This is a genomic window from Pseudomonas sp. HLS-6, from assembly GCF_002753995.1.
Classification (GTDB): Bacteria; Pseudomonadota; Gammaproteobacteria; order Pseudomonadales; family Pseudomonadaceae; genus Aquipseudomonas; species Aquipseudomonas defluvii.
In genome coordinates, this window is the sequence record NZ_CP024478.1 from 4,751,822 (window position 1) to 4,763,332 (window position 11,511).

Annotated in this window: 11 protein-coding genes and 1 tRNA gene; 11 read left to right on the plus strand and 1 reads right to left on the minus strand. The window is 62.1% G+C overall.

Going from position 1 to position 11,511, the window contains the following annotated elements; all coding sequences use genetic code 11:
• The first annotated feature begins 4 nt into the window (after positions 1–4).
• The 11 genes from CS390_RS22420 to CS390_RS22470 all read left to right on the plus strand — a co-directional run bounded on the left by CS390_RS22420 (position 5) and on the right by CS390_RS22470 (position 11,114).
• Positions 5–81: transfer RNA gene (locus CS390_RS22420), tRNA-Ile, on the plus strand.
• Positions 82–384: 303 nt separating this feature from the next.
• Positions 385–846, plus strand: a complete 462-nt coding sequence (locus tag CS390_RS22425; RefSeq protein ID WP_099776001.1) for an Lrp/AsnC family transcriptional regulator — start codon at positions 385–387, stop codon at positions 844–846.
• A 203-nt stretch (positions 847–1,049) separates the two neighbouring features.
• Positions 1,050–2,732, plus strand: coding sequence for an NAD(P)/FAD-dependent oxidoreductase (locus CS390_RS22430; protein WP_099776003.1), 1,683 nt, complete (start codon positions 1,050–1,052; stop codon positions 2,730–2,732).
• 13 nt (positions 2,733–2,745) lie between these two features.
• Positions 2,746–3,546, plus strand: coding sequence for a carbon-nitrogen hydrolase family protein (locus CS390_RS22435; RefSeq protein WP_099776005.1), 801 nt, complete (start codon positions 2,746–2,748; stop codon positions 3,544–3,546).
• Between the two features lie 42 nt (positions 3,547–3,588).
• Positions 3,589–5,931 (plus strand): pyrroloquinoline quinone biosynthesis protein PqqF, encoded by a 2,343-nt coding sequence (pqqF, locus tag CS390_RS22440; protein WP_099776007.1) that lies wholly within the window; start codon positions 3,589–3,591, stop codon positions 5,929–5,931.
• Positions 5,932–6,091: 160 nt separating this feature from the next.
• Complete coding sequence (gene pqqA, locus CS390_RS22445; protein WP_003243383.1) at positions 6,092–6,163, plus strand: pyrroloquinoline quinone precursor peptide PqqA; 72 nt, start codon at positions 6,092–6,094, stop codon at positions 6,161–6,163.
• Positions 6,164–6,230: 67 nt separating this feature from the next.
• Complete coding sequence (pqqB, locus tag CS390_RS22450; RefSeq protein WP_099776009.1) at positions 6,231–7,142, plus strand: pyrroloquinoline quinone biosynthesis protein PqqB; 912 nt, start codon at positions 6,231–6,233, stop codon at positions 7,140–7,142.
• Between the two features lie 8 nt (positions 7,143–7,150).
• Positions 7,151–7,906, plus strand: coding sequence for a pyrroloquinoline-quinone synthase PqqC (gene pqqC, locus CS390_RS22455; protein ID WP_065761431.1), 756 nt, complete (start codon positions 7,151–7,153; stop codon positions 7,904–7,906).
• On the plus strand, positions 7,903–8,178 hold the full coding sequence (gene pqqD, locus CS390_RS22460) for a pyrroloquinoline quinone biosynthesis peptide chaperone PqqD (protein WP_065761430.1): 276 nt from the start codon (positions 7,903–7,905) through the stop codon (positions 8,176–8,178). The genes pqqC and pqqD overlap by 4 nt, the downstream gene beginning before the upstream one ends.
• The gene (gene pqqE / locus CS390_RS22465) at positions 8,150–9,310 is read left to right on the plus strand and encodes a pyrroloquinoline quinone biosynthesis protein PqqE (RefSeq protein ID WP_065761429.1); all 1,161 of its coding nucleotides are present in this window, start codon (positions 8,150–8,152) and stop codon (positions 9,308–9,310) included. The genes pqqD and pqqE overlap by 29 nt, the downstream gene beginning before the upstream one ends.
• Positions 9,276–11,114 carry a S9 family peptidase gene (locus CS390_RS22470; protein WP_099776011.1) on the plus strand — a complete coding sequence of 613 codons (1,839 nt, stop codon included), beginning with the start codon at positions 9,276–9,278 and terminating at the stop codon, positions 11,112–11,114. Before pqqE ends, CS390_RS22470 begins: the two co-directional genes overlap by 35 nt.
• Before the next feature lie 109 nt (positions 11,115–11,223).
• Here the strand turns inward: CS390_RS22470 and CS390_RS22475 are convergent, their stop codons facing one another.
• A complete protein-coding gene (locus tag CS390_RS22475; RefSeq protein WP_256587535.1) occupies positions 11,224–11,511 on the minus strand; it encodes a hypothetical protein in 288 nt (95 codons plus the stop codon).

Genomic DNA, 11,511 nt, shown 5'->3' on the forward strand with positions numbered 1-11,511 from the left:
CTGAGGGCCTATAGCTCAGTTGGTTAGAGCAGGGGACTCATAATCCCTTGGTCGCAGGTTCGAGTCCTGCTGGGCCCACCACGTTCAAAGCCGCGCACTGCGCGGCTTTTTCGTATCTGCCCTAAAAAGCTCACGTCACGCCTGTCCGCAAACAGCACTGCCTCATTGTTGGACAGTGAGCCGAATAGCCGACACAATCGGCTCACACCATGAGCCGAATAAGCTCATGCCTGTGATGCAAGCACCGCGTAAATGCGGGCACCCCGCCGAATCCATCGCAGGCAAGCCTGCATCCCACAGAGGATGCAAGTGCCGTTAACCTGGCACCAAGGCCTTTCAGCCAGCCCAATAGCCCTGACCCAGGGCCTGTATCCGAGATACCCCATGCCTGAAACACGCGCTGCAGCCCTCGACGAAATCGACCGTCAACTCATCGCCCTGTTGCAGATCAACGCCCGTGAAGGCGTGGCCACGCTGGCCCGGCAGTTGGGCATCGCTCGTACTACCGTCACCTCACGGCTGGCTCGCCTTGAGAAAACCAAGGTAATCACTGGCTACGGTGTTCGCCTCGGGCAGCGAGTGATTGATGGCGGCTTGCAGGCGTATGTCGGGATTACCGTGCAGCCACGCTCCGGCAAGGATGTGGTGCGGCGGCTCAGTGCCATGGGCCAGATCCAGCAGTTATGTGCGGTGAGTGGCGAGTTTGACTATGTGGCCTGGCTGCGCAGCGACTCACCGGAGCAACTGGACCAGTTGCTCGATCAAATCGGCAACGTCGAAGGTGTGGAGAAAACCACCACCTCGATCATCCTCAGCAGCAAGGTGGATCGCGGGCAGCCGATTTGACCGCCTCGGCCGGCATGGCATGAGCCACGCCGGCGCCCACACAGATCGTCACTTTGTAGCGTATCGTCGTCTAAATGACATAAATAAGAGCATAACGACGACACTCTGCATCTTAATAACGAAATCCACACCCTCTAAAATGACCGCCAGGCAGTTTCCTATACTCAAGCTCCGCACTCCGCGCAGCCCTGGCAAGGTCAATCATGAACAAGAACAATCGCCACCCCGCCGATGGAAAAAAACCCGTCACTATTTTCGGCCCGGACTTCCCTTTCGCCTTTGACGACTGGATCGAACACCCCGCAGGCCTCGGCAGCATCCCGGCCGAGCGACAGGGTGAGGAAGTAGCGATTGTCGGTGCCGGGATCGCCGGCCTGGTGGCCGCGTACGAGTTGATGAAGCTGGGCCTGAAACCGGTCGTTTACGAAGCCTCGAGGATGGGCGGCCGCCTGCGCTCGCAAGCCTTTGAAGGCACTGACGGGATCATTGCAGAACTGGGGGGAATGCGTTTTCCAGTGTCCTCCACGGCGTTCTATCACTATGTGGACAAGCTCGGCCTTGAGACCAAGCCCTTCCCCAACCCGCTGACCCCGGCGTCCGGCAGCACCGTGATCGATCTGGAAGGCCAGACCCATTACGCTGAAAAACTCTCCGATTTGCCCAAGCTGTTCCAGGAAGTGGCCGATGCCTGGGCCGACGCCCTGGAAAGCGGCGCGCGCTTTGGGGATATCCAGCAAGCCATCCGTGACCGTGATGTTCCGCGCCTCAAAGAGCTGTGGAACACGCTGGTGCCGCTCTGGGACGACCGCACCTTTTACGATTTCGTTGCGACCTCAAAGTCGTTCGCCAAGCTCAGCTTCCTGCACCGAGAAGTCTTTGGTCAGGTGGGTTTCGGCACGGGCGGCTGGGACTCGGACTTCCCCAACTCGATGCTGGAAATCTTCCGTGTGGTAATGACCAACTGCGACGATCACCAGCACTTGATCGTCGGTGGCGTCGTGCAGGTGCCGCAGGGCATCTGGCGCCATGTTCCTGAGCGTTGTGCCCACTGGCCCGCAGGTACCAGCCTGAGCTCACTGCACCGAGGCGCGCCGCGGCCGGGCGTCAAACGTATTGCCCGGGCCAGCGACGGTCGCCTGGCGGTGACTGACAACTGGGGAGATACCCGTCACTACGCCGCAGTACTGACCACCTGCCAGAGCTGGTTGCTGACTACGCAAATCGAATGCGAGGAGTCGCTGTTCTCGCAGAAGATGTGGATGGCCCTGGACCGCACACGCTACATGCAGTCGTCGAAGACCTTCGTCATGGTCGACCGCCCCTTCTGGAAGGACAAGGACCCGGAAACCGGTCGCGACCTGATGAGCATGACCCTGACCGACCGCCTCACCCGTGGTACTTACCTGTTCGACAACGGCGACGACAAGCCGGGGGTAATCTGCCTGTCCTATTCATGGATGAGCGATGCCCTGAAAATGCTGCCTCAACCCGTGGAAAAACGGGTGAAACTGGCACTGGATGCGCTGAAGAAGATCTACCCGAAAGTGGACATCGCCGGGCACATCATCGGCGATCCGATTACGGTTTCCTGGGAAGCCGATCCGCACTTCCTGGGTGCGTTCAAAGGCGCTCTGCCCGGCCACTACCGCTACAACCAGCGGATGTACGCGCACTTCATGCAGCAGGACATGCCAGCCGAGCAGCGCGGTATGTTCATCGCCGGTGATGACGTTTCCTGGACCCCCGCCTGGGTTGAAGGGGCGGTACAAACGTCGCTCAATGCGGTGTGGGGTATCATGACCCACTTCGGTGGCCATACCCACCCGAACAACCCAGGCCCAGGCGACGTGTTCAATGAAATTGGCCCAATCGCCCTGGCCGACTGACGAGAGAACCGCCATGCGTATCGCCGTGTATCAGGGTGCGCCGCTGCCAGTGGACGTGCCCGGCAACCTGGAGCGCTTGCATCAGCAAGCGCAGGCCGCTGCTGCCCGGGGCGCCGAACTGCTGGTGTGCCCGGAGATGTTCCTGACGGGCTATAACATCGGCGCCGACGCTGTAGCACGGCTGGCCGAGGCCGAGGACGGCCCCTCGGCCATGGCCGTGGTGGAAATCGCCCAAAGCAACCGCATCGCCATCGCCTATGGCTACCCTGAGCGGGCCGATGATGGTCGGCTGTACAACGCAGTACAGCTGATCGACGCCCACGGCAGCAGCCTGTGCAACTACCGCAAGACGCACCTGTTCGGCGGCCTTGACCGGGCGATGTTCAGCCCGGGCCCGGACCACTTCCCGGTGGTTCAGCTCAACGGCTGGAAGCTTGGTCTGTTGATCTGCTACGACATCGAGTTCCCGGAGAACGCCCGACGTCTGGCCCTGGCCGGCGCCGAACTGATACTGGTGCCGACCGCGAACATGGTGCCCTACGACTTTGTCGCCCAGGTCACCGTGCGCGCCCGCGCCTACGAAAACCAGTGTTATCTGGTTTACGCCAACTACTGCGGTGCCGAGGACGCGATCCAGTACTGCGGGCAAAGCAGTATCGTCGGCCCGGATGGCAGCATCCTGGCCATGGCTGGACGCGAGGCCTGTTTGCTGGTCAGTGATCTGGATCGCCAACAGGTCGTACAGGGCCGGGCCAACACCCCCTATTTGCACGACCTGCGCCCCGAGCTGTACGGCGACCCGCGCAAAGGCTGAGTTATCCGCTAGTATGACGGTTCGCGTTTTGCTGGAGCCGTCATGCCTGCCACGTTTGCACACCATACCTTGGCCAACGGCCTGCAGCTCACACTGCGCCATGCGCCACACCTGAAGCGCTGCGCCGCCGCAGTGCATGTCGCTGCCGGTAGCCACGATGCTCCAACGGCATGGCCGGGGCTGGCGCACTTCCTTGAACACCTGTTTTTTCTCGGCAACAGCCGCTTCCCGGCTGAAGACGGCCTCATGCGCTATGTGCAACGCCACGGTGGCCAGGTCAATGCAAGCACGCGGGAACGGGCCACTGAGTTTTTTTTCGAAGTCCCGGTCGCGGCATTCAGCGGTGCCCTGGAGCGGCTGTGCGACATGCTTGCCCAGCCCCGCCTGGACGACCACGCCGCGCAGTTGCGCGAACGCGAAGTGTTGCACGCCGAGTTCATTGCCTGGTCCCGCGACCGCGCCTCGCAGGCACAATTCACCCTGCTTCAGTGCGTATCGGCAGGCCATCCACTGCGCGCCTTCCATGCCGGTAACCGCTACAGCCTGGGTGTACAGCAGGCCGCCTTTCAACGGGCACTGCAGGACTTCCACAAACGCTACTACCAGGCAGGGCAAATAACCTTGAGCCTGGCCGGGCCACAACCACTGACCGAGTTGTTGGCAATGGCCGAAGCCTGTAGCCAGGCCTTCGATCCCGGGCTGAAGACAGCCCAGGCACCCGTCACACCTCTGCAACTGTGCGGCGCACCGGCCCAACCGGCAGGCCTGCTGAACCTGTTGTTCGCCTGTGAACGCTTGCCTACCGGTAGCGAGGACGCAATCGCATTCCTCAGCACGTGGCTGACGGACAGCCAACCCGGCAGCCTGCTCGCACTGTTGCGCGAAAAAGGCTGGATAACGGGCCTCAGTTTCAAAACGCTGTATCAGTATGAGCAGCAGGCCCTGCTGCATGGGCAGTTCACCCTGACGGATGAGCAGCATCGCAGTGACGTTGAACGGCTGTTTTTTGATTGGCTGGCTTTTTTCAACAGCGCCGACCGGACGCCGCTGCTGGAGGAGTACGCCCGACTCCTGGCCTGCCAGCAAGGGCGTGCCGGCGCCCTGCAACTGGCACGTCAAGACAGCACGGGCAACCCACCCGGGACACCGGACAGTGCAGCGCTGAGCGCCCTGCTCAACCCGCTACTGGCTCGCACATGCCCGCGTCTCGAAACCGTCATGCCCTGGCAGCTGCCCGAGCCCAACCCATTCCTGGTGAACGCTGATGCCGCGACTCGGGCGTCGTCGGGCACCCCCCACATGGTCTACAACCCCGTCCTGCCAAGCACACGCCAGACCGGCATCCTGTACCTGCGCTGGCAACTCGACTCACGCAGCCACGATGACCTCTACGCACGGCTCAACGGTGCCTTGCAAAGGCTCATCGAACGGGCGGCACAAGCCTGTGTAGAACTGGAATTCAGCGCCTGCGCACACTACTGGCAGTTGCGCTGCGCTGGCGCACCCAGTGCCGTCAATGCTGTTGTCACGCAAGCCCTGGCGGTGCTGCGCAGCCCTCCAGCGAGTACCTGGCAGACGGCCACGACCCCAGCCCGGGAACCGACACTGATACCCATCCGCCAACTGCTACGGCAATTGCCGGAGGTTGTTCTGGGGGGAGGGAACACAACCCCGCAGGTGCAAACAGCCACCGACGCAGAGCTTCAGGCCGTGTGGAGCAGCGCACGCTGGCAAGGGCTGGCCACCGGCTTTGCGGCAACCGAACGGCAACCACTGGCGATTCCCGGCAGTGCTGGCAGCCACACCACGCCGCGCCTCATTCGCGGCAGGCAGTGGTACCACTCGACGGATGACAGCGCAGAGCAAGCCCTGTTGTTGTTCTGCCCGGTGGCCGATGAGGCTGCAGGACGCCTGCTGGCACACCTGATCCAGGGGCCTTTCTACCAGCGTCTGCGGGTCGAGCTGCAATTGGGTTATGCCGTGTTCAGTGCCTTCCGTCAGGTTCAAGGCCATGCTGGCCTGCTGTTCGGCGTGCAGTCACCGTCGGTCAGCAATAGGCAAATCCTCATGCACATCAACACCTTCATTGATGGGCCAGGAGTCTGGCTCAACACTCACGCCAGCGAACTGGAAGCACAACGTCAGGCCCTGGCGGCGCAGTTCGCTGAACCGAGCATGAGCAACAGCGATGTGGCCGAGTGGGCCTGGCAAGCGCAACTGGCCGGGCATCCCCAGCAGACACTGAAGCCGTTGCAGGCACGCATCAGGGCTGTAGACCTGGCAACACTCGAAGCCGCCGCCGAGGCGGTGCGCCGGGTTAACCAGGGTTGGCTATGCTTGGCCAACGGCCCAGCGCCGTCCGCCGCCTGGCAGGATGCATGCTGATTTTTACGCCCGCGGTAACGGCATTTATCTAAGATTTAACCTTTCAGCTCCGTATTTTTTAGTAAGATAGCGCAATCTTGGCCACCGAATCCCCTTCATTGCGAGGGTGGACTAAATAAGTAGCCACCAACCCCCAGACCTATCCGGAAGGAGTAATCCCATGTGGACCAAACCTGCATACACTGATCTGCGTATCGGCTTTGAAGTGACCATGTACTTCGCAAACCGCTGAGTTTGCTGTCAGTACAACGCCTCGGTCAGCCGGGGCGTTTTCATTTTCAGACGCAGCAGGAGTGGCCATGTACATCCAGATTCTCGGTTCCGCCGCCGGTGGCGGTTTTCCCCAGTGGAACTGCAACTGTGACAACTGCAAGGGCTTTCGCGATGGCACCCTGCGCGCCACGGCGCGAACCCAGTCGTCGATCGCCTTGTCCGATGACGGCGTCCACTGGGTACTCTGCAATGCTTCGCCTGACATCCGCGCCCAACTGCAAAGCTTTACCCCGATGCAGCCGGCCCGGGCACTGCGCGACACGGGCATCAACGCGATCGTCCTGCTCGACAGCCAGATTGATCACACCACGGGCCTGCTCAGCCTGCGCGAAGGCTGCCCCCATCAGGTCTGGTGCACCGACATGGTCCATCAGGACCTGAGCACCGGCTTTCCGCTGTTCAATATGCTCAGCCACTGGAACGGTGGGCTGGTCTGGAACCGTATCGAACTGGAAGGCAGCTTCGTTATAGACGCCTGCCCTAACCTGCGCTTCAGCCCGTTCCCGCTGCGCAGCGCCGCACCGCCTTACTCGCCACACCGCTTCGACCCACACCCAGGTGACAACCTCGGGCTGATGGTAGAAGACCTGCGCACTGGCGGTACCTTGTTCTATGCCCCAGGCCTTGGGCAAGTCGATGACGGGCTGATGGAGAAGATGGCCAGCGCCGACTGCCTGCTGGTCGACGGAACCCTATGGGACGATGATGAGATGCAGCGACGTGGTGTCGGCACCCGTACAGGCCGGGAAATGGGCCACCTGGCCCAGAACGGCCCAGGTGGCATGCTTGAAGTGCTGGAACACCTGCCGACGCAGCGCAAGGTGCTTATCCACATCAACAATACCAACCCGATCCTGGATGAAGACTCGGCCGAACGCGCTGAACTGAACCGCCGCGGTGTCGAAGTCGCCTTCGACGGCATGAGCATCGAGTTGTAGGAGCTGACATGAACGACGCCAAAGCGCTGTCCCCCGCCGAGTTTGAACAAGCCCTGCGGGCCAAGGGTGCCTACTACCACATTCATCACCCTTATCACGTGGCCATGTATGAAGGCCGGGCCAGCCGCGAGCAGATCCAGGGCTGGGTTGCCAACCGCTTCTACTATCAGGTGAATATCCCGATGAAGGATGCCGCGATCCTGGCCAACTGCCCGGACCGCGAGATCCGCCGCGAGTGGATTCAACGCCTGCTCGACCATGACGGCGCACCTGGTGAAGATGGCGGTATCGAAGCCTGGCTGCGCCTGGGCCAGGCCGTTGGCCTTGATCCCGAGCAACTGCGCTCTCAAGAGCTGGTGCTGCCCGGTGTACGCTTTGCGGTGGACGCCTATGTCAACTTTGCCCGACGAGCCTGCTGGCAGGAAGCCGCCAGCAGCTCCCTGACCGAACTGTTCGCGCCACAGATCCATCAGTCGCGCCTGGACAGCTGGCCGCAACACTACCCGTGGATCGACCCTGCCGGTTACGCGTACTTCCGAACACGCCTGAGCCAGGCCCGTCGCGATGTCGAACATGGCCTGAGTATCACCTTGCAGCACTACACTACAGTGGAAGGCCAACAGCGCATGCTGGAGATTCTCCAGTTCAAGCTGGACATTCTCTGGAGCATGCTCGATGCCATGAGCATGGCCTACGAACTGAACCGCCCGCCCTATCACACCGTCACCCGTGAACGGGTCTGGCACAAGGGGATTGCCCTATGAGCTTCGATCGCAACCTGACCCCGCGCTGGCGCCCGGGTTACCGCTTCCAGTTCGAGCCGGCACAGAAAGCCCATGTGCTGCTCTACCCGGAGGGCATGATCAAGCTCAACGAAAGCGCCTCGGCCATCGGCCGGTTGATTGATGGTCAGCGCACGGTCGCCGCGATCATCGCCCACCTGGACGAGCAGTTTCCCGGCGTACCCGAACTTGGGGATGACATCGAGCAATTCATGGAGGTCGCCCGTGTCGAACACTGGATCGAGCTTGCCTGAGGTACCCGCTACCCCTGAGGTCGGTCTGCCGCTGTGGTTGCTGGCCGAGCTGACCTACCGTTGCCCACTGCAGTGCCCGTACTGCTCCAACCCACTGGACTTCGCTGCCCAGGGCCAGGAGCTGAACACCGAGCAATGGTTCAAGGTGATGCGTGAAGCGCGGGAAATGGGCGCCGCGCAACTGGGCTTCTCCGGTGGCGAACCGCTGGTTCGTCAGGACCTCGCCGAACTGATCGGCGAAGGCCGCCGCCTGGGCTACTACACCAACCTGATCACCTCGGGTATCGGCCTGACCGAACAGAAGATTGCCGACTTCAAGCACGCCGGGCTGGACCATATCCAGATCAGCTTCCAGGCCAGCGACGAAGAGGTGAACAACCTGTTGGCCGGCTCGAAGAAAGCCTTTGCGCAGAAGCTGGAAATGGCCCGCGCGGTAAAAGCCCACGGTTACCCGATGGTGCTGAACTTCGTGACCCACCGGCACAACATCGACAGGATCGACCGCATCATCGAGCTGTGCATTGCCCTGGAAGCGGACTTCGTCGAGCTTGCCACCTGCCAGTTCTATGGCTGGGCGCACTTGAACCGGGTCGGCCTGCTGCCGACCCGCGCCCAACTGGAGCGCGCCGAACGCATCACCAACGAGTACCGCGAAACGCTCAAGGCTGCCGGCAACCCCTGCAAACTGATCTTCGTCACCCCGGACTACTACGAGGAGCGCCCGAAAGCCTGCATGAACGGCTGGGGCAGCGTATTCCTCACCGTCACCCCGGACGGCACTGCACTGCCCTGCCACGGCGCACGGCAACTGCCCGTGCAGTTTCCCAACGTGCGCGAACACAGCATGCAGCACATCTGGTACGACTCGTTCGGCTTCAACCGCTACCGCGGTTATGACTGGATGCCTGAGCCGTGCCGCTCCTGCGACGAGAAAGAAAAAGACTTCGGCGGCTGCCGCTGCCAGGCCTTCATGCTCACCGGCGACGCCAGCAAGGCTGACCCGGTCTGCGCCAAATCGGCCGACCACGGGATCATCCTCAACGCCCGGAAAGACGCTGAACACGCCAACCTCTCCATCGACCAGATGACGTTCCGCAATGATCGAAACTCCCGTGTCATCGCTCGCGGCTGATCGCTTCAGCGCCGAACAGGCGGTTGCCGCAGGCGCCGACTATGCCGAACTCAAGGTCGGCCCGCACGGGTTGTTCTGGAATGCCTTTCGTCCCCAGGACGGTGCTTGCCGGATCTGGCATTGGCACAAGGGCCGCAGCCGCTGCCTGACGCCCGATGGTTTCAGCGTACGCAGCCGGGTCTACGAGTATGGCGGCGGTGCATTCTGCCTCACGGCCAACGGCCTGGTGTTCGTCAACGAAACAGACCAGCAGCTGTATCGGCAAAGCCTCGATGGCAGCCAGCCGCAGCCGCTGACCCACGGCCATCGTCGTTACGGTGATTTGTGCTGGGCAGACGGCAAGGTCGTGGCCGTTGAGGAAACGCACACGCCGGATCAGGTCGAACACCGCTTGGTCGCCATTGGCCGGGGCTCACGGGAGGTACTGGCCGAAGGTGCGGACTTCTATGCATCTGCGACCGTAAGCGAGGATGGGGCCCGCCTGGCCTGGATCGAGTGGAACCGCCCCGACCAACCCTGGACCGCCACCCGCCTGCTGTGCTGCCAGCGTCAGGCCGATGGCCGCTGGAGCCCGGCGCAGTGCATTGCGGGTGACGGCGACGAACAGGAATCCCTGCAGCAACCGCGCTTCGACAGCAATGGCCGCCTGTATTGCCTGTCAGACCGTGAAGGTTTCTGGCAGCCCTGGGGTGAAACCGAACAGGGTTGGCAGGCACTCCCCGCCACGGCGGCCGACCACGCTGGCGCCCCTTGGCAACTGGGCGCCAGCACCTGGCGCCCCCTGGACCGTGGACGTTATCTGGCCAGTTGGTTCGAAGACGGTTTCAGCCGCCTGGGCGTGCGCCATCTCGACGGCACGCTAGAAGACTTCAGCGGCGCGTTCACTCGTTTTCGCTGCCTGGACCTGGACAACACCTACCTGTATGCCATCGCGTCGTCGGCCACCCACCCACCGGCTGTCATCGCCATCCACCGCCGGACGCACCATGTTCAGGTGTTGAGTGGCGGCGTACTTCCGTTACCGGCCGAACGCATCAGCCGGCCGCAAACCCTCCGTTACCCCAGCGGTGACGGTATTGCCCATGGTTTTTTCTACCCGGCCATGAACGGGACGTCGCGCCCACCGCTGGTGGTGTTCATCCACGGTGGCCCGACATCCGCATGCTACCCGGTGCTCGACCCGCGTGTTCAATACTGGACCCAACGCGGCTTTGCCGTCGCCGACCTCAACTATCGAGGCAGCAGTGGCTATGGCCGGGCCTATCGTCAGGCGCTGTGCGGGCGCTGGGGCGAAGTCGACGTGGAAGATGCCTGTGCCGTAGTCAGCTACCTGGCCGGGCAAGGCCTGGTGGACCCAACCCAGGCCTTTATCCGAGGCGGTAGCGCCGGCGGTTACACCACCCTGTGTGCGCTGGCCTTTCACAACGTGTTCCGTGCTGGCGCGAGCCTCTACGGGGTCAGTGATCCGCTGGCCCTGACCCGCGCCACGCACAAGTTTGAAGGCGACTACCTCGACTGGCTGATCGGCGACCCCGTGCGGGACATCGAGCGCTACCGACAGCGCACACCGCTGCTGCATGCAGCACAAATCAAAGTGCCAGTGATCTTCTTCCAGGGCGAACTGGATGCGGTGGTGGTCCCCGAGCAAACGCGCAGCATGCTCGACGCCCTGAAACGCCGTGGTATTCACGCCGAAGGGCACTTCTATGCCAATGAACGCCACGGCTTTCGAACCGCAGCCAACCTCGCCCATGCGCTGGAGGAGGAATGGAAGTTCTACCGCAAAGTCCTCAGCGCACCTTAGGACCCCAGGCGTGCCTTTGAGCAACTGACGGCAGATAAAAAAACGCCCCGAGCCAAAATGATCAGGCCCAGGGCGATGCGCAGGAACGCGAGACGGTTCGTAAAATTCGTTAGTGCAGAACGTTGCCAGAAAGGATCAGGTGGTCCAGTTGGTCGGCTACCAGCACTTGTTTGCCAGCGCTCAAGGCTTTTTCCAGCAGGCGTCGCTCGGCGTCACGCCAAGGCTCCTGCGGTTGCTCGGGCCCCAGGTCGATCAATAGATCGAAACTGTCCAGCCGTGGCATGCGGGCATGGGCATAGAGGTGGCAGATATGCACCGCTTCGGCGTTTTGCAGCAGCCAGCGGTTCAGTGGCCCATGACGCTGGGCGGGCGAATGTTGCAGGACAAGTACACGCAT

What these genes read in the sequence shown, in the direction of transcription:
- CS390_RS22425 (WP_099776001.1), top strand. Translation starts at nt 385, where the DNA reads ATGCCTGAAACACGCGCTGCAGCCCTCGACGAAATCGACCGTCAACTC.
- CS390_RS22430 (WP_099776003.1), top strand. Translation starts at nt 1,050, where the DNA reads ATGAACAAGAACAATCGCCACCCCGCCGATGGAAAAAAACCCGTCACT.
- CS390_RS22435 (WP_099776005.1), top strand. Translation starts at nt 2,746, where the DNA reads ATGCGTATCGCCGTGTATCAGGGTGCGCCGCTGCCAGTGGACGTGCCC.
- pqqF (WP_099776007.1), top strand. Translation starts at nt 3,589, where the DNA reads ATGCCTGCCACGTTTGCACACCATACCTTGGCCAACGGCCTGCAGCTC.
- pqqB (WP_099776009.1), top strand. Translation starts at nt 6,231, where the DNA reads ATGTACATCCAGATTCTCGGTTCCGCCGCCGGTGGCGGTTTTCCCCAG.
- pqqC (WP_065761431.1), top strand. Translation starts at nt 7,151, where the DNA reads ATGAACGACGCCAAAGCGCTGTCCCCCGCCGAGTTTGAACAAGCCCTG.
- pqqD (WP_065761430.1), top strand. Translation starts at nt 7,903, where the DNA reads ATGAGCTTCGATCGCAACCTGACCCCGCGCTGGCGCCCGGGTTACCGC.
- CS390_RS22470 (WP_099776011.1), top strand. Translation starts at nt 9,276, where the DNA reads ATGATCGAAACTCCCGTGTCATCGCTCGCGGCTGATCGCTTCAGCGCC.
- CS390_RS22475 (WP_256587535.1), bottom strand. Translation starts at nt 11,511, where the DNA reads ATGCGTGTACTTGTCCTGCAACATTCGCCCGCCCAGCGTCATGGGCCA.